Source organism: Hymenobacter sp. BRD67 (genome assembly GCF_013256425.1).
Lineage (GTDB): Bacteria > Bacteroidota > Bacteroidia > Cytophagales > Hymenobacteraceae > Hymenobacter.
The window spans coordinates 766,310-783,016 of sequence record NZ_CP053904.1; the positions used below are offsets into that span (position 1 = coordinate 766,310).

The following is a 16,707-nucleotide window of genomic DNA, read 5'->3' on the forward strand; positions in this document are numbered from 1 at the left end:
AACAAGAAAAATCGAAAAAGAACGTCATGCTGAGCTTGTCGAAGCATGACGTTTTCTAAAAAAGAGGCAATTGGCGAATCGACTTCTCGCAAAGCATTGCCGTGGCAATGCCCCGTTGTGACGGTTGCGGGGCTGAATGACGAAATCCCCTAACACTTTTCGGCCATTGGGCGTGTCTTTGGGCTTCCTTTCATCTGTCAAGTGTTGTTTGTAAGTAAGCCAGTTAAGTCCGAACCGTTTGAAGCTGCTAAATAGGCTCGTGAAATCGGACAGCACCAGCTGGGTAAGGTGAGGGTTATGCACAAAGGCTGCGCGCCCGCCGGCCAGAAGCTCCAGGAAGTAAAAGTAGCCCTTGGTGTGCCGCAACTCGGCGACCGCGATGCCTCGGTGGTCATCCTGACTCAGGGTGCAGATGCCGACTCCGTACTCACCGGATTCATTGTGCAGGGTAAGCAACTTGACCTCATACTCCGCGTGCTGCCGGAACCAGTCGACAAAGTCGTGGAAGTAAGAAGATAACTGGTGCGGGTCACCTTCCAGGGGCGTTGCCAACGCCCGCGTCTCATCATTGCCGCCGAGCGTGTAGGAAAGGCTATCTGGGGCCCGGGGTATGCGGGCGAGGGTAGTGCCGGTACCAGCTTTCCGCTCTTTTTCCGAGGGCACGTTTTCTGCCGGTGGCCAGGCAACTCCCTGCTTGTCATGCGTCCTGACCGTCGCATCCCGGTAGCGACTGCTGCCAGGTTCCTGGGAATTGAGGCGTGTATCGGGCTTCTGCTTGGCCTGGTATAGGGCCGACTTGCGCGTGGCCTCTTCCCCATCAGCTTCCTTATCACCAACCGGCTGCTTACCTGGCGGCGGGGTAACGAATAGCTTTTGAAAGCTGAACGGGTTAGTCTGGGCCCATAGGCCACACACGAAGAAGTAGCTAGCGTTCCCGGCCGTAAAATGAAATCCATTGGCTTCCAGGCGTAGCGGGCGGCCCACGAAGAAGTCCAACTGCGGGGTGGCTCCCTGCGGCTCACGCAGCAACGCCCGCTTCAGGTTGCTGTGAGCGGCAGTAACGTTACGCAGGGAGTGCGGGTTGAAGCACAACTCGGCTAGAATATCCTGCTGTCTCTTCGTGAAGCCGTACTTCCGAAGGCGGATGCGGCCGGTTTTCTGGTTGGCGGCGGTGGGAGCTTCCAGCGCGGAGCATACTACTGCTAAGTCCTGGTTGTGGAAGTAATGCTCTATTAGTTCAGGGCCAGCCTCGTAGTATAAGACCCGTAATAGCTCGAAGCAGGGAATCAGGATGGTGAGACCCTCGAAGCGGCGGAGTAGTACCCAGTTGTCGGCTGCCGTGGTCAAAAAAAGCCGGTGCAGCGGATTCTCCGGCAACGAAGAGGCGGGAATGACTGTCGTGAGGGGGCGTGCGACAGCCTGCTTACCCCCGAATAAGAAATGGCAGCGATGGGGGAAAACGGGATGCGTCTTGGTCGTGGCCTCGTCTGTGATGTGCATCCCGGCCGAAACGCGCTGACCTGTTGCGTCCCATAGGGAGCCACGCACGAAGTCGTAGGTGTCGAACAAGTTGACCTTGCGGCTCAGTACTTCCCCTACTGGCTGATGAAAGCCATCCCGTGCACTTTTCCTTACGAAGTGCAGAAGCATCTCGTACTGATAAGTGGAGTTGCGCTTCCGGTTAATCTTGCCATGTGAGACCAATTGGTACAGACAGTAGGGAGGCAAAGCTGGCAAGTTTAATGTTAATGGCGTTGGCATAGCAATCGCATGGAGGAGTGTGGTAACTTAATTGTATTCCCAACTACTGCTACTTTTTTCCCAACTACTTCTACTCATTCTCATTTACTTTGGCAATTGACAGTGCAGCAGGCGCCGCACCAGAATAATCTCGCCCGTGTGGTAGGCCGCGTGGTCGGCAATGAGCACGGCTTCGCGGAAGATGGTCTGGCCGTCGCCGTGGGGTAGGGGCGCGAAAAAATCAGTGGCGGGATTTTCGAGCAACGCCATCAACCGCTGGCGGTCATGCGCAATCTGCAAGAGCGTATTCTGCCAGCCGGCTTCATCCACCGCCAGCTTTTTGTCAGGCCAGTATCCGGCGGGCCACTCGGGCGAAACGTGTTGTGGGTTCAGGCAAAATTCCACGATGTCCCATTGCGCAATGCGAATGTGCTCGACAAGCTGCCAGATGGTGTAAGGCACATCGGGCACGGCCTGGTTGCGCAGCGGTGCGGGCAGGTCGGCCACGGCGGCTTCGAAGGTGGCGTGGGCATTGCCGCCGGCTAGCAGCTGGGTTAGCTCGGCCACGAGGCTGGCTCTTACTTGATTTTCCATGAAGGGTCAGTTTTTTTGAGTTAATACACTGTATATTAATGATATATAAGCCAGGTTGGCTTACAGCACCGACGGCCGACCCAGCTGACCGAGCCGGCTCGCAAAAACCTGCCCGATACTGCGCGCCCGCAGCTTGGCTTGGTCGGCCACCGGGCCGGCAAAGTGCGCATCTACCGTGGCAAAAAACAACGCCAGCCACTGCTGAAAGTGCGCTGCGCTGATGGGCAGCGGAATATGCTTCGGAAATGGCCGCCCGCGGTAGCGCGCCGTGCCCAGCAAGATGCCGCTCCAGAAATCGTAGAGCTGCGGCAGGTGGTGGCTCCAGTCTACCTGGGCTACCTCGTTGAAAACGGGCGACAGCAGCGGGTCGGCGTTTACGCGCTCGTAGAAGCGGTCAACAAGTAGCTTTATATCGGCTTCGGAGATGATGTCGGGCACGATTAATATAGTAATTATTTAATGTATAGAATGAAAAACAACAGACTTCCGCACAAGCGCGAAATTTGAGGTGCGGCAACTTCGTGCACGTAATAAACTACTACCAATAACATGAGAAAAATCCGAATAATGGAGCACATCTCGCTGGACGGTGTAATTCAGCACGACGATAGCGACGGTTTTGCATACGGCAACTGGACGACTCCCTACCGAACGCCCGCTGGGTTAGCGGCCCTCGTGGAGGTTTACGGCAGCCGCTTCGATTTGCTGCTGGGCCGCCGCACCTACGATGCCTGGGCCGCCTTCTGGCCGCAGGCCGGCGATAGCCCAATGGCAAACGGCCTGAATGCAGCCATGAAATATGTTGCCACCCACCGCCCCACCGGCCTCGGCTGGGGCCGGCCCAGGACCTTGGGTCCGACATCCTGGCGGAGATTCGGCGCATCAAGGCCACGGACGGCCCCGACCTGCTTGTCTGCGGAAGCTCCACGCTGACGACGGTGCTGCTTGGCCACGGCTTAGTGGATGAGGTGGTACTGCTGGTTTACCCGGTGTTGCTGGGCCGGGGCAAGCGCTTGTTTGCGGACACTGCTGACCCGCGCGAGCTCGCGTTTGTCAGCTCGCAGGTGACGTCTACGGGCGTACTCCTCAATACATACCGGCACGTGGGTGCGCTGCGCCCTTAACTCCGGCTGGCTCTTTTGACTTTGCTAAAGCCTAAAGTAGCTTTGAGATTGCGATGAATGACCCCGAAATCCGCGCCCGGCTTTATCCACTGCTGCAGGGCGGCGTGTACATAGACGAGCTGCCCACCGGCACCACCCGCGCCGACGTGGTGCACATTACGCCCCAGTTTATGCACGGCTACGAGGTAAAGGGCGACGGCGATACCCTGCAGCGCGTGGCCAACCAGCTGCGCTGCTACGCCGAAGTATACGATTTCGTCACGTTCATCGTCACCGAAAAGCACCTGGCCAGGCTGCTGCCGCTGCTGCCCGATTGGGTGGGCATTGCGGTAGCCTCGCCCGAAGCAGGTGCGCTTCGCCCGCACCGGGCTGCCTGCTACAACGCCACCGTGCAGCGGGCGCCGCTGGCCGGGCTGCTGCTGCTCGACGAAGTAAAGCAGTACCTGCTGGCGCGGGGCTTGGCCGGCGCCAGCACGCTGCGCCAGCGCGAGGTGGCGCACTACCTGCGCACGGCCCACACCGTACCGCTTTCCGACCTGGCCCACTACGTGCGCGAGCGCCTCATTGCCCGGCTGCCCGAGCGCCTGCTGCTGCGCGAGGAGCGCAAAGCCGAGCGCGGGCGACGGGCAGCTGCCCAGCAGCGGCGGCAAGCCCGGCGGCGCAACTAGCCATTGCAGGTTTCCTGCTTTATTGGCTTAACTTTCCGGTCGGTTCTGCGCTATAAGGTCTTTCTGTATCTGTACTACATTCCACTTCTCTATGCAAGATGCTCCGCTTTCGCCAGCCACCCTGCACCAGCTGCCGAAGGCTCCTACCGGCATCGATGGCCTCGATGAAATAACCGAAGGCGGCCTGCCGCTGGGCCGGCCCACGCTGGTGTGCGGCAGCGCCGGCTGCGGCAAAACGCTGCTTGCTATCGAGTTTCTGGTGCGCGGCATCCGCGACTACAACGAGCCGGGCGTGCTCATGACCTTCGAGGAAACCGCCGATGAGCTGGCGGCCAACGTGGCCTCGCTGGGCTTTGACCTCAGGCAGATGCAGGCCGACAAGCAGCTGCGCCTAGACCATGTGCACATCGACCGCTCGGAGATTGAGGAAACCGGTGAGTACGACCTCGACGGCTTGTTTATTCGCCTGGGCTACGCCATCGACACCATCGGCGCCAAGCGCGTGGTGCTCGATACCATTGAGGCACTGTTTTCGGGCTTCTCCAACGAAGCGGTGCTGCGCTCCGAAATACGCCGGCTGTTTCGCTGGCTCAAGGACAAGGGCGTCACCACCATTATTACTGCCGAGCGCGGCGAGGGCACCCTCACGCGGCAAGGATTGGAAGAATATGTATCGGACTGCGTAATTCTGCTCGACAACCGGGTTATCGACCAGATTACCACCCGTCGGCTGCGCATTGTGAAGTACCGCGGCAGCACCCACGGCACCAACGAGTACCCGTATCTTATCAGCGAGGACGGTATCTCGGTGCTGCCCGTTACTTCGCTCAAGCTCGAACACACAGTATCTGATGATATTATCTCATCGGGCGTGCCGGGGCTCGACGAGATGTTTACGCGCCGGGGCTGGTACCGGGGCAGCAGCGTGCTGATAACCGGCACGGCCGGCACAGCCAAGACTACCCTGGCCGCCGCCTTCGCGCTCGAAACCTGCCGCCGCGGCGAGCGCTGCCTGTACTTTGCCTTTGAGGAGTCGCCGGCCCAGCTTATTCGCAACATGCGCTCAGTGGGGATGGATTTGCAGCCCTATCTCGACCAAGGCCTGCTGCGTATCGAAGCTGCGCGGCCCACGCTCAATGGCCTCGAGCGCCACCTGGTTACGCTGCACCGCACCGTTGCGCAGTTCAAGCCCCATGCCGTTGTTATCGACCCCATCAGCAACCTGGTATCGGTGGGCAGCCTTAATGAGGTGCGCAGTATGCTTACTCGCATGATTGATTTTCTGAAAGTTAGTAACATTACCGCGTTGTTTACGGCCCTCATCAGCACCCACGATGACCGCATGGACAGGACCGAGGAAGGGGTCTCGTCGTTGGTCGATACCTGGGTGTCGGTGCGCGACCTCGAAGGTATTGGCGAGCGCAACCGGGGCCTGAGTATTCTCAAGGCCCGGGGGATGTCGCACTCCAACCAGGTCCGCGAGTTTTTAGTAACGGAAAACGGCATTCAGCTGCTCGATGTAATAATCGGTCCCGCCGGCATCATTACCGGGGCGGGCCGCCTCACCCAGCGTATTCAGGAAGAGGCGCAGCGGGCCGTGCAGCAGCACGAAGCTGCCCGGCGCGACCGCGACCTCGAGCGCAAGCGCCGCGTGCTTGAAGCGACCATCGCCAACCTGCGCACCGAGTTTGAAACCGTTGAGGAAGAGCTGCGGCGCATCAGCCACGAAGAGCAGACCCGTGAAACCAGCCTGCACGAGAGCCGCTCGGCCCTGGCCAAAGGCCTTTCGGCCGATTATTTAGCCGCTAAGCCCAACACCCGGCCCTAGGGGCCGTATGCTAGTACGTTATGATAGAATCGAGGGAAGACCTAGGTGCAGACAGCTCGCCGGACGAAGATGAAACCTGGGAGCTACGTCTGTATGTAGCTGGCCAAACTGCTAAATCAATCGCGGCCCTGGCTAACCTGCGCCGCTACTGCGAGCAGCATATGCCGGGCCGCTACCACCTGGAAGTGATTGACTTGCTTGAAAAGCCCCAGCTGGCCGAAGGCGACCAGATTCTGGCTATTCCTACGCTGGTGCGCAAAATGCCTGAGCCCATCCGCAAGGTTATCGGCGACCTCTCGAATGAGGAGCGCGTATTTGTCGGGCTCGACTTGCGCCCGAAGCGCCCATAGGCCATGCCCATGAGCCCCGCTGCTATTCCTCCCGAAGAACCTGCCTACGAATTTTACCTCTACGTAACGGGAGCTACTCCTAATTCGACCCGGGCCCTCCGCAATATTAAAGAGATTTGTGAGCTGTACTTACCGGGTCAGTATATATTGAAAATAATAGATATATACCGAGAGCCTCAAATGGCCCAGCAGGAGCAGATTGTAGCCAGTCCTACGCTGATACGCCACCGCCCGCTGCCCCAGCGGCGTCTGGTGGGCGACCTTTCTAACCGGGCAACCGTATTAGCTGTATTAGGAATCGACCACCAGCTGCCCCCGACTTCTATATCATGACCCCCACCGCCGCTGACCTGGCCCGGGAAAACGAAGAGCTACGCCACCAACTGCGGGAGGCTGAAGAGCTGATTGCGGCCGTGCGTACCGGGGCGGTTGATGCGCTGGCCATTCAGGGGGCCGACGGGCCGCGCATCTTCACCCTCGAAAGTGCCGACCACGGCTACCGCCACCTGGTAGAGCAGATGAGCGAAGGGGCAGTGCTACTCGCGGCCGATGGCTTTGTACTGTATTGCAACGCCGCCCTGGCCCAGGTGCTGGGCTGCCCGCTCGGCGATGTCCTGGGGCATTCCTTCACCGAGTTTATTCCGGCCGAGTACCAGCGCTACTGGGCCGAGCTGTGGCAGCAGGGCTGGGCCACCCAGGCCCGCGGCGAGCTGCCCCTGCAAAACTGCCGCGATAAGGTCCTGCGTCCGTTTTCAGTGTCGATGAACGTACTGACTTTTAGCGGAACCTCTACCCTGGCGGTGCTGCTGGCCGATGTGTCGGCGCGCAAGGAGATATCCTCCATCCGCTCGGTAGTTGCCAAGCAGAATAAGCTGCTCGACCGCAAAAACGAAGAGCTGGTGCGCCAGCAGGCGGCCCACCGGGCGGCCGAGCGCACGGCCGCCGAAGTGAGCCGCGTGCTGGAAGGTATTCCGCAGATAGCCTGGACTGCCGATGTCAGGGGCGAAACCACGTACCTCAATCACCGCTGGTTCGACTACGTGGGCGAGCCAGCTATTACGCCGGCCCAGATTGCCAGCCGCATTCACCCCGACGACTTCCGGCCCGCGATGCAGAGCTGGGAAAAAAGCCTGGCAACTCAGGAGCCGCTGGAACTCGAATGCCGCATCCTGAACAGCCGCGGCGAATACCGCTGGATGCTGGGCCGGGCCTTGCCCTCGCGCAACGAGGAAGGCGAGATTATTCAATGGATTGGCACCTACACCGATATTCATGAGCACCGGCTGGCCCAGGAGCGTGTGGCCCAGGCCCAGCAGCTGCTACGCGATAATAATGAAGAGCTTACTCGCGTTAATATAGACCTGGATAGCTTTATTTATACTGCCTCGCACGACCTGAAGGGGCCGATTACCAATATCGAAGGGCTGCTTGAAGCCCTCACCGATGAGCTGCCCGTCAAAAACCTGTTACCCGGCCCGGTTTCGTCTATCCTGATGATGCTCGATAAATCGGTCGAGCGCTTTCAGCGTACTATCGAGCAGCTTAGCGATGTGGCCAAGCTTCAGCGCGAGCATGGCCTGGCCAGCACGCCGGTGCTGCTGGCGCCGGTAGTGCGCGACGTCAGCCTCGACCTGGCTTCGATGCTGCGCACCACCGGCGCGCAGCTTACCGTTGACCTGGCCGACCAGCTTACGGTGCGCTTTCTGGAAAAAAACCTGCGCAGCTTGGTGTACAACCTGCTTAGTAATGCCCTCAAGTACCGGGCGCCCGACCGGGTGCCGCAGGTGACGATACTGGCGCAGCCGGATGGGCGCTACGTACGCCTGACCGTGCAGGATAATGGCCTGGGTATCGACCCGGTGGGCCAGCGCAAGCTTTTTGGCCTGTTTGAGCGCCTGCACAGCCATGTAGAGGGCAGTGGTATCGGCCTGTTTATGGTCAAGAAGATGGTGGAGAATGCGGGGGGCGCATCTGGGTTGAAAGCGAGCTGGGCGTGGGCTCGGCATTCAACGTGCTGCTGCCGCAGTAAGCTGCTCGCAAGGGCACTCGGGCCGGTGGTAATTTTACGGCTATGCTACCCGCTGAGCCACGCAAGATTATTCACCTCGACATGGACGCCTTTTATGCGTCGGTGGAGCAGCGCGACGACCCGGCGCTGCGGGGCCGGCCGGTAGCCGTGGGCAGCAGCCGCGAGCGCGGGGTGGTAGCCGCTGCCAGCTACGAGGCCCGGCACTACGGCGTGCGCTCGGCCATGCCCGCCGCCACGGCGCGGCGGCTGTGTCCCGAGCTGATATTTGTGTCGCCACGCTTCGACATTTATAAGGAAGTATCGGGCCAGATTCGCGCTATTATGGCCGAGTACACGCCGCTTATCGAGCCCGTGGCGCTGGATGAAGCATATCTGGACGTAACCCACAACCTGCCCGGCATCCCCCACGCCACCCGCATTGCCCGCGAAATCAGGGCCAAAGTCCTGGCGCGTACTCAGCTTACGGCCTCGGCCGGAATTTCCTACAATAAGTTTCTGGCCAAGCTGGCTTCCGACCAGCGCAAGCCCAATGGGCAGTTTGTGATTCCGCCCGGCCAGGGCCTGGCTTTCGTGGAAAAGCTGGCAGTAGGGCAGTTTCACGGCATTGGGCCGGTAACGGCGGCGCGGCTCCACGCGCTGGGCATCTTCACCGGGGCCGACCTGCGCGCCCAGCCCGAAGCGCTGCTGCGCCAGCACTTTGGTAAGGCTGGCGGCCACTACCACGCTATCGCCCACGCCGAAGACCACCGCCCCGTGCAGCCCGACCGCCTGCGCAAGTCGGTGGGGGCCGAAACTACCTTTGCCCACGATTTGCACGAGCTCCCCGACCTGCTCGCGGCTTTGCTGCCGGTAGCCGCCAAGGTGTGGGCCTACTGCCAGCGCAGCGGCCAGTCGGGCCGCACGCTCACGCTGAAAGTAAAATACGCCAACTTTCAGCAAATTACCCGCAGCCGCACCCAGCTCACGGCGATGCCCGATGAGGCAGCCCTGTTGCGCCTGGGCCAGGAGCTGCTGACGGCACAGTTTCCGCTGCCCCAGGGTGTGCGCCTACTGGGGCTGTCGCTCTCGGGCCTCGACGCTGAAACCGCCGGCCCCGGCGGGCAGCTTACGCTTTTTTAGTATACAGCAAATAAAAGAGCGTGGGTAGGCCAGCGAATAGCGGGCTAGCACTCACGTTGTTACTTGTAGGCTGCCTACCGGCTGCTTTGCTGGCGCACTGTTTTCTTCGGTGGCCGGCTGTTCTTTTGCACCGCTCATTACCTATTGCTCACTACTCATGTCTGCCATCCAAGAAATAGAACAGCTGGAGCGCCGCCGCTTCGACGCGCAAATAGTTAAAGACCTGCCCACGCTGGAAGAGATTTTTGCCGACGACCTCATCTACACCCATTCCAATGGCCACCAGGACGACAAAACCAGCTACCTGGCGTCTATTGAGAGCGGGCAGAGCCGCTACGACAAGGTCGATATCGAAAGCCTGACCGTGCGCACCTACAACGCCGACCACACCGCCGTAGTCAACGGGCTCATTCAGATTGACCTCGGCCCCGGCGCCGATGGCCAGCCAAGCTTTACGCGTATCAAGTACGTAGTAGTCTACATTAAAACGGATGTAAAAGGCTGGCAGCTTGTGCTCTGGCACGCGCAAAAGCAGGCAGCTTAGCCCTGTACCCCAGCGGGCACCCGGTTGACTATTGTCCGGGTGCCCCGCTGGGGCATGGAGGCTACTGCACGCGCAGCGTTAGTGCTGAGGCATGGCCCGGCTCGTGGTATAGCCGAATGGTAGCCTTCTTAAAGTCCTGGGCCTCAGCCGTGGAGATATTGACGAGCTGCTGCGGGTTTCTGTCCACCAGCGGAAACCAGGTGCTTTGAACCTGCACCATGAGGCGGTGGCCTTTCTGGAACGTGTGTAATATATCGTTTAGCTCATACTTTACCTCAGTGGGCACGTTGGGCTGAAAAGGCTCGGGCTTCTCGAAGCTATTGCGGAAGCGGCCCCGGAACACATCAGCGCGCACCAAGCGCTGAGTACCAGCGGCATCGGGCAGCACGTCAATCAGCTTCACTATAAAGTCGGCATCGGTCCCCGACGTGCTTACCCAGAGGTCGGCCGTGATAGGGCCAGCCACGGTAAGGTCCTGGGCCAGGGCCGTAGTCTGAAAGCTGAGCACATCGGGCCGCTTGGCAGCAAAGCGTTGGTCGTCAATCATGTACTCGTTGCGGCGACTGGCCAGCGTGCCTTCGGCATACGGCACTGGGTTGGCCGTGTCGCTCACATACTGGTCGGCCGGTGCGGAAGTGGGTGCGGTGCTGAGCTGGCCTGCGCCGTCCAGGTAAAACGTGCGGGGTAGCGCCGCCCTGGGCGGCCAGGCCGCATAGCTTTTCCACTCATTAGTGCCGGTATCAAACACCGTGGCTTCGGCCGCGTTAAACGAGCCTTTGTCTTTCAAATAATAGTTGAAAAACGGTGTTTCCAGGGTGCGACGGTAGTATTCGGCGGTATTCTGCCCAAAGTTGAGCGGGCCAAAGCTGCTCCAGTCGGGCCGGCTCCAGGCACCGTGGGTCCAGGGGCCCATTACGAGGCGGTTGGTGGCGCCGGGGTTCTGCTTTTCGATGGCCTGGTAGGTGTGTAGCGCCCCAAAAAGGTCTTCCGCGTCAAACCAGCCGCCTACCACGAGCACGGCCGGCTTGATGCCCGTCAGGTGCGGCCGGATATTGCGCGCCTGCCAGTAGGCGTCGTAGGTATCGTGCGTCAGGTACTCGTTCCAGATGCGCGCCCGCTGGTTGAAGTACTGCGGCGCGTTAGCATTTTTCAATGGCCCGAGCTGGGTAAAATACTGGTACGCATCATCAATTTTTAGCGGAAACAGGTCGGTGTACTTCGCGAGTGGCTGCGGGCGCGGCACATCGAAGGAGTTAGTAAAATCGAAATTGTCGAGCAGGAAAAACGCCCCGTTGTGCCGGGCATCGTCGCCGATAAACTCATCCGTTACCGGGGCCTGCGGCGAAACTGCCTTGAGCGCCGGATGGGCCGTGGGCAAGCTGGCGGTGGCATAAAAGCCAGGGTATGAGATACCCATGATGCCTACGCGGCCGTTGTTGCCGGCCACGTTCTTCAGCAGCCACTCGATGGTATCGTAGGTGTCGGTACTTTCGTCGTGCGCCTGCGGCTTGCCCTTTGGGGCGCGGCGGGCCTGGTCGCTGGCGGCAGTGGGCAGGGCGGGCGTCATCTCCTCAAACTGCCCTTCGCTGAGGTAGCGGCCCCGTACGTCCTGATACACAAAAATGTACTTTTCCTGACTTAGCTCGCGGCTGGGGCCGGGGCCGCGCGTGGGGTAGTTATCGGCTCCGCGCGGCCCGGCCGAGTACGGGGTGCGCTCCATCAGAAAAGGGTAGGGGCGTCCCGCCGACGCATCGAGCGGCACGTAGACAATAGTAGACAGCTGCACCCCGTCGCGCATCGGGATGAGCTGCTCCAGCTTGCGGTAGTTTTGCCGTACGAACAGCGAATCCTGTGCGCGCGTGGCTGCGGGGGTTTGCGCGGCGGCGGGCCGGGCCGTGAGAGATAGCCCGGCCAGGCCGAGAAGAGGTAGAAAACGGAGCAGCATACTGGCGCAAAATAGCAGATGCCCGGCAATAACAGGTAGTAGTATGCCCTGCTACCAGCTACTTTGGTTTAAAACAGCTGATAGAAGCCGGCAGCCCGGTGCATATAGCAACCGGACAATGGTAGTAATTCGCTTATCAGTGCGAGCTTGCGTAGTAATTGCCCCCGCCCGCCTCCCAGAGCCAGGCAGGTCCATCGTGCAGGGGCAATTGCCGCGCAAGCTCATGCTGACAAAATAGTATTAATCAGAAAATTAGCTATGTCTTACCAACCCAGTCCCGCCCGTTATGAGGCAATGGAATACCGCCGCTGTGGCCGCAGCGGCTTGCAGCTGCCAGCCATATCGGTGGGTTTGTGGCAAAATTTTGGCGAGCTGAACGCCCTGGGCACCTGCCGCGCTATTTTGCGCACGGCCTTCGACGCGGGGGTTACGCACTTCGACCTGGCCAACAACTATGGGCCGCCGCCCGGCGCAGCCGAAGAAACATTTGGCCGGCTGTATAAAGCCGACTTTCGGCCTTATCGCGACGAGCTGATACTCTCGACCAAAGCTGGCTACGGCATGTGGCCCGGCCCCTACGGCGATGGTGGCTCGCGCAAGTATCTGGTGGCCAGCCTCGACCAAAGCCTGCGCCGCATGGGCCTCGACTACGTTGACATTTACTACCACCACCGGCCCGACCCCAGCACGCCGCTCGAAGAAAGCATGGGTGCTCTCGACGCGCTGGTGCGCCAGGGCAAGGCGCTGTACGTGGGTATTTCGAGCTACTCGCCCGACGAAACCCGCCGCGCCTGCGCCGTGCTCCGTGAGCTGGGCACGCCCTGCCTCATTCACCAGCCCAAGTACTCGCTGCTGGTGCGCGACGTTGAAAACGGCTTGCTCGATGTACTGGCCGAGGAAGGAGTGGGGTGTATCGCGTTTTCGTCGCTGGCCCAGGGCATCCTCACCGACAAGTACTTGCAGGGGGTGCCGCCCGATTCGCGCGCAGCCCGTAGCCTAGGCAACGGGGCCATTGGCGAAGACCAGCTTATTCCGGCTAATATTGAAAAAGCCCGCCAGCTCAACGAGCTGGCTCAGCGCAGGGGCCAGTCGCTGGCCCAGATGGCCCTGGCCTGGGTGCTCAAAGACCCGCGCCTGACTTCGGTCATTATCGGGGCCAGCAAGCCCGAGCAGGTCACCGACGCCATTGGCAGCCTGAAAAACTACCATTTCAGCCCAGAGGAGCTGGCCAGCATTGAAGCAGTGCTGAAGTAGCAATGCTAGTAGAGCCGCATGCTGCCGTGCGTGCAGAGGCGCCTCTGCCCGCTGCAGCAGGGCTTTTTATATAGTAAAAACCTATGGAAGAGCCGTCGACTTGGGCAAGGGGCCGGTGACGGGCGGCACTGGCAGCAGCCGCAGCGTCGTATCGAGGCGCTGGGTGATGACGAGCTGTCGGAACTGGCGGCGCAGCTCGGCCTGAGCCTGGGCCTGCTCTTTCTTTTGGAACATTTTTACCCGGTACTTGGTGTGGGGCACTTCCCGGCTCAGGTTCACGTAGCTGAGCTTGGCGTCGTGGCGCGTCATGGCCTCGCCGGCCTGGATGCGGGTAACCCGCTTATCGTTGTTGCCGAGCAGCGCGTGCAGCGGGTTCAGCCCCACGTAGAGGTTGGCGCGGCCATCGAGGTCGTAACGGCCGTGCACCTGCAGCTCGGTGAGGTTGCTGTTCAGGTGCAGGTCGGGGATGAGCAGCTCGTCCCGGCTCAGCAGAAACTCGCTGCTGACGGGCTCGAAGTAGAGGTGGCCGGTGCGCTTTTTTAAGAGCTTAAAAGCATCTTGCAGGGCTTCCACGTTCACCAGCTCCAGGTCATGGATGTTGGCCTTGAGGTACGCATTAGTATTGTCGAGGCTGGGAATAAACTTCTCGTCGAGGTCGGTGCGCAAGGCCGCCGCGCAGCGCAGGCTGCCGCGAATATTATCGCCCCCCGGCACATTGAGCCGCATAGCTGTAGCCGTGCCGAATAAGTCAGAAAGCTGAATGTCTTCCAGCAGGGCCTGCACCTGCAAGGGATGATGCTGGCGGCCGGCATTGGTGATGAGGCGGCCCCGCAGCGTGATGCGGCCCCCAAGTGTGTTCACGGTGCAGTCGTCGAGCAGCGCTTCGCCAGCCTGCAAGTGCGTCAAGAGCTGAAAATCAGTGCCCTGAATAGCGGCGTAGCGCACCCGGTCGGCCTCCACGCGCAGCAGCGCCGTAAAGCGCCCGCTGGTCATGAGCGAGCCCTGGGGCTGCTGCGTGCTGCCGGGCGCGAGGCGGGCCGCCCGCCTCGCCGCACGCAGCGCCCGCCGGGCGGCAGCGGCCGCCGAGTCGGTACGGGGCGGGGCCACGCTGGCTAGCATGCGCAGCATTTGGGGCACATCGAGGGTAGGGTAGCGCAGGTAGAGGCTGGCATCGGCCTTCACAATGCGCAATCCCTCTACCTGGGCCGTAGCCGAGCCGCTGCCCACGCCCCCCTGCGGAGTTATAAAGTACACATAGGGCAGGCGCAGCGCCGGGCCATCTTTATCGAAGCGTAGGCGCAGGCTGCTTAGCTTTTCGCCATCGGGCAGCAGTAGGGAGTTGATTTCATAGTTTATTTTCCCATTGGCCGCCAGCAGCAACTCGCGGATGGCCGGACTGCCGGGCGATTTCTTCGAGCGCCTGGGCGGGCGCGAAAGCCGGTCAAGCAAGGATTTATAATTCAGCGTATCAAATTTAAAATCAACGTTATAGGACACCGGCACTACCCGGTTGGCCGAGTCGGTGGGCCACTGTGCTTCGCCACGCACCTCGCCGTCCCAGAGCTTGCCATGAATACCGGTTAGCTGCACCCGCTCACCGTCGTGACGGATGCGCACGGCCAGCTCGCGCAGGGTGTCGGTGGCCAGGGCCAGCCGGCCGCAGTGGAGGGCCACATCGAGGTGCATACCCGGCGGAATGAGGTGGCTGCCCAGCGTAGTGGCAATGCGCCGCTTGGCGGCCAGGCTGCGCGGCGGCCGGCGGCCCGTCGGGAAAGGCGTAGGAACACCGGCCTGCGGCCGCAGCAGCTGCCGCAGACTGCCCAGGTCCAGCTCATCGACCATAAAATTACCCGTGATGTCAGTCGTCGGGTGCTGGCCGGTAATATAGTCTAAAAGGTAGGTAGTAGTGGCCGACGCCCGAAAGCTCATGCCGGCCAGCACCCCCGAGGCGTTGGAGAGCTGCCATAGGCTGTCGTTGAGGCCAATGCGTACGTCCAGGTCGTGCAGGTCGTCGCGGTGCCCATCGAGCTGAAAAACAGCCTTGCGCAGGGTCGCCACGCCCCGCACCGACATACTATTGCGAAATGCCCCGCGCCGGCGCAAGTCCACCGCCGGCAGCAGGCCGTGCAGCTGCACGTCGAGGTCGGCCGTGCCCTGGCGGGCGTGCCAGCGGCCGTGGGGCAGCAGGGCCGCCAGGGCGGGCAGCTCGGTGCGGCCATGCAGCCGGCCCTGCACGTAGGGCCGGCGAAAATCGCGCAGCAAAAATGCCATATCGAGCTGCCCCACCGGCGAGTACACGCGGCACTGGCTCAGGTTCAGCGACATCGTCTGGGGCAGGTGCGAGGGACCATTGTCGTAGGTTCCCTGCAAGTCCCAGCGGTCGATGCGCCGCGCCGAGTCGGGCCACTGAATACTGGCCCCGCGCAGGCCGAAGTGCAGCACGATGCGCGGCCGCACCAGCGGCCCGCTCAGCCCCGACATCAGGTACTCAATCCGGGCCTTGCTGGGGCTGCTGGCTCCTTGCAGCAGGGGGCGCAGCGCGGGCGGTAGGGCAGCGTGCAGCACATCGAGCAGGGGCTGGTTGCCGGCAAAGCGCAGGTTGAGTACAGTGCCCCTGGGAGGGCCGGGGCCGGGAGCCATGTCGGCCGTGTGCGTACCGCTGATGTGAATGGTGTCGCCGTTGAGCGTGGCGCGGGTGTTGGTAAACTCTCCCTGCCGCGTGGCAAAGCTGTAGCGGTAGTTCAGCCAGGCCTGCACCGGCTCATTGGCCAGCAGGTCGCCGCTCCGGTTGCTCAGCTGGCCCAGCCGGCCAATGAAATTACCTCGCACGGTCAGCACGCCGTGGTGCAGCCCGGCCGTGGCCCGCGCCAGGTAGATACGCCCTTTTAATGCACTATGGGTGTAGTCGTTATGCGTAAAGATGCCGAAGTTGTGAATAATGATGGAGTCGATGGCCAGGTCAATTTTGGGCGGAGCCGAAACGGCAACGCGCTTTTTGCCGCGCAGGCCCCAGCTGTGGCCCAGCGAATCGACACGCTGGCCAATGGCCACGTCGTGCAGGGTAAGGCGCGTTACCTGCACGCGGCGGTGCAGCAGCTCGCGCAGGTTCATGCGCAGGTCGGCGCGGCCCAGGCGCATTACGGGCAGCGTGCGCTGGTGCGAGCTGTCGCTGAGCGTAAGGTGGCTGAGTGAGGCCGTGAGGTGCGGGAAATCGTGCCAGATAGAAAACTCTACCTCAAACGGCGCCAGCACCAGTTCCGAGTTGTGGGTCAGCTGCTCGCGCACGAGCTGTTTGACGTAGCGCTGGCCGTAGTGGCTGCCCACCAGCCAGCCAGCCAGCCCAAGCGCCAGCAGCAGAAGTAAAAAACCAACACCCAGCACGCGCCAGAGGGGAAACGACTTCATACGGCAAGCTACAATGACCGGGGGCTAATACAGCCGGCAACACCTGCTGCCGGCCGGGCGTTCGGCTACATACGTAAGGCCACTGGTTTCGACCAGCACGGCCGGGA

Annotated in this window: 15 protein-coding genes; 10 read left to right on the plus strand and 5 right to left on the minus strand. The window is 61.1% G+C overall.

Features of this window, described 5'->3' with window-relative positions:
• Positions 1–24 precede the first annotated feature (24 nt).
• From GKZ67_RS03500 to GKZ67_RS03510, 3 genes are all read right to left on the minus strand, one after another.
• Positions 25–1,650 carry a hypothetical protein gene (locus GKZ67_RS03500; protein ID WP_173241169.1) on the minus strand — a complete coding sequence of 542 codons (1,626 nt, stop codon included), beginning with the start codon at positions 1,648–1,650 and terminating at the stop codon, positions 25–27.
• Positions 1,651–1,845: 195 nt separating this feature from the next.
• A complete protein-coding gene (locus GKZ67_RS03505) occupies positions 1,846–2,334 on the minus strand; it encodes a DinB family protein (RefSeq protein ID WP_173241170.1) in 489 nt (162 codons plus the stop codon).
• A gap of 60 nt (positions 2,335–2,394) precedes the next feature.
• The gene (locus tag GKZ67_RS03510; protein WP_317172224.1) at positions 2,395–2,772 is read right to left on the minus strand and encodes a group III truncated hemoglobin; all 378 of its coding nucleotides are present in this window, start codon (positions 2,770–2,772) and stop codon (positions 2,395–2,397) included.
• A gap of 111 nt (positions 2,773–2,883) precedes the next feature.
• On the opposite strand from GKZ67_RS03510, the gene GKZ67_RS22980 reads away from it, so the two are divergent.
• From GKZ67_RS22980 to GKZ67_RS03550, 9 genes are all read left to right on the plus strand, one after another.
• The gene (locus GKZ67_RS22980; protein ID WP_254245037.1) at positions 2,884–3,267 is read left to right on the plus strand and encodes a hypothetical protein; all 384 of its coding nucleotides are present in this window, start codon (positions 2,884–2,886) and stop codon (positions 3,265–3,267) included.
• Positions 3,240–3,458 carry a dihydrofolate reductase family protein gene (locus tag GKZ67_RS22395; RefSeq protein WP_254245206.1) on the plus strand — a complete coding sequence of 73 codons (219 nt, stop codon included), beginning with the start codon at positions 3,240–3,242 and terminating at the stop codon, positions 3,456–3,458. The genes GKZ67_RS22980 and GKZ67_RS22395 overlap by 28 nt, the downstream gene beginning before the upstream one ends.
• 53 nt (positions 3,459–3,511) lie before the next feature.
• Entirely contained in the window at positions 3,512–4,126 is a 615-nt protein-coding gene (locus tag GKZ67_RS03520) for a sce7726 family protein (RefSeq protein ID WP_173241171.1), read from the plus strand.
• A 91-nt stretch (positions 4,127–4,217) separates the two neighbouring features.
• A complete protein-coding gene (gene kaiC, locus GKZ67_RS03525; protein ID WP_173241172.1) occupies positions 4,218–5,954 on the plus strand; it encodes a circadian clock protein KaiC in 1,737 nt (578 codons plus the stop codon).
• Between the two features lie 20 nt (positions 5,955–5,974).
• Entirely contained in the window at positions 5,975–6,304 is a 330-nt protein-coding gene (locus GKZ67_RS03530) for a circadian clock KaiB family protein (RefSeq protein ID WP_173241173.1), read from the plus strand.
• A gap of 9 nt (positions 6,305–6,313) precedes the next feature.
• Positions 6,314–6,637, plus strand: a complete 324-nt coding sequence (locus GKZ67_RS03535; protein WP_173241174.1) for a circadian clock KaiB family protein — start codon at positions 6,314–6,316, stop codon at positions 6,635–6,637.
• Positions 6,634–8,478: a PAS domain-containing protein gene (locus GKZ67_RS03540; RefSeq protein ID WP_173241175.1), complete on the plus strand. Its 1,845-nt coding sequence runs from the start codon at positions 6,634–6,636 to the stop codon at positions 8,476–8,478. Before GKZ67_RS03535 ends, GKZ67_RS03540 begins: the two co-directional genes overlap by 4 nt.
• Positions 8,415–9,452 carry a DNA polymerase IV gene (gene dinB / locus GKZ67_RS03545; RefSeq protein ID WP_254245038.1) on the plus strand — a complete coding sequence of 346 codons (1,038 nt, stop codon included), beginning with the start codon at positions 8,415–8,417 and terminating at the stop codon, positions 9,450–9,452. The genes GKZ67_RS03540 and dinB overlap by 64 nt, the downstream gene beginning before the upstream one ends.
• Positions 9,453–9,609: 157 nt before the next feature.
• On the plus strand, positions 9,610–9,996 hold the full coding sequence (locus GKZ67_RS03550) for a nuclear transport factor 2 family protein (protein ID WP_151087879.1): 387 nt from the start codon (positions 9,610–9,612) through the stop codon (positions 9,994–9,996).
• Between the two features lie 61 nt (positions 9,997–10,057).
• Here GKZ67_RS03550 and GKZ67_RS03555 read toward each other — a convergent pair whose 3' ends face one another.
• Positions 10,058–11,941 (minus strand): CocE/NonD family hydrolase, encoded by a 1,884-nt coding sequence (locus tag GKZ67_RS03555; RefSeq protein ID WP_173241177.1) that lies wholly within the window; start codon positions 11,939–11,941, stop codon positions 10,058–10,060.
• Between the two features lie 258 nt (positions 11,942–12,199).
• Between GKZ67_RS03555 and mgrA the strand changes: the two genes are divergently transcribed.
• Positions 12,200–13,195, plus strand: a complete 996-nt coding sequence (mgrA, locus tag GKZ67_RS03560) for an L-glyceraldehyde 3-phosphate reductase (RefSeq protein WP_173241178.1) — start codon at positions 12,200–12,202, stop codon at positions 13,193–13,195.
• Positions 13,196–13,276: 81 nt separating this feature from the next.
• Here the strand turns inward: mgrA and GKZ67_RS03565 are convergent, their stop codons facing one another.
• Positions 13,277–16,600, minus strand: a complete 3,324-nt coding sequence (locus tag GKZ67_RS03565; protein WP_173241179.1) for an AsmA-like C-terminal region-containing protein — start codon at positions 16,598–16,600, stop codon at positions 13,277–13,279.
• Positions 16,601–16,707 lie beyond the last annotated feature (107 nt).

Bases quoted from the DNA above. Each gene is read 5' to 3' on its own strand.
- kaiC (WP_173241172.1), top strand. From the start codon at position 4,218: ATGCAAGATGCTCCGCTTTCGCCAGCCACCCTGCACCAGCTGCCGAAG.
- GKZ67_RS03500 (WP_173241169.1), bottom strand. From the start codon at position 1,650: ATGCTTCTGCACTTCGTAAGGAAAAGTGCACGGGATGGCTTTCATCAG.
- GKZ67_RS03550 (WP_151087879.1), top strand. From the start codon at position 9,610: ATGTCTGCCATCCAAGAAATAGAACAGCTGGAGCGCCGCCGCTTCGAC.
- GKZ67_RS03565 (WP_173241179.1), bottom strand. From the start codon at position 16,600: ATGAAGTCGTTTCCCCTCTGGCGCGTGCTGGGTGTTGGTTTTTTACTT.
- mgrA (WP_173241178.1), top strand. From the start codon at position 12,200: ATGTCTTACCAACCCAGTCCCGCCCGTTATGAGGCAATGGAATACCGC.
- GKZ67_RS03535 (WP_173241174.1), top strand. From the start codon at position 6,314: ATGAGCCCCGCTGCTATTCCTCCCGAAGAACCTGCCTACGAATTTTAC.
- GKZ67_RS03530 (WP_173241173.1), top strand. From the start codon at position 5,975: ATGATAGAATCGAGGGAAGACCTAGGTGCAGACAGCTCGCCGGACGAA.
- GKZ67_RS22980 (WP_254245037.1), top strand. From the start codon at position 2,884: ATGAGAAAAATCCGAATAATGGAGCACATCTCGCTGGACGGTGTAATT.
- GKZ67_RS03540 (WP_173241175.1), top strand. From the start codon at position 6,634: ATGACCCCCACCGCCGCTGACCTGGCCCGGGAAAACGAAGAGCTACGC.
- GKZ67_RS03505 (WP_173241170.1), bottom strand. From the start codon at position 2,334: ATGGAAAATCAAGTAAGAGCCAGCCTCGTGGCCGAGCTAACCCAGCTG.
- GKZ67_RS03520 (WP_173241171.1), top strand. From the start codon at position 3,512: ATGAATGACCCCGAAATCCGCGCCCGGCTTTATCCACTGCTGCAGGGC.
- GKZ67_RS03555 (WP_173241177.1), bottom strand. From the start codon at position 11,941: ATGCTGCTCCGTTTTCTACCTCTTCTCGGCCTGGCCGGGCTATCTCTC.
- dinB (WP_254245038.1), top strand. From the start codon at position 8,415: ATGGACGCCTTTTATGCGTCGGTGGAGCAGCGCGACGACCCGGCGCTG.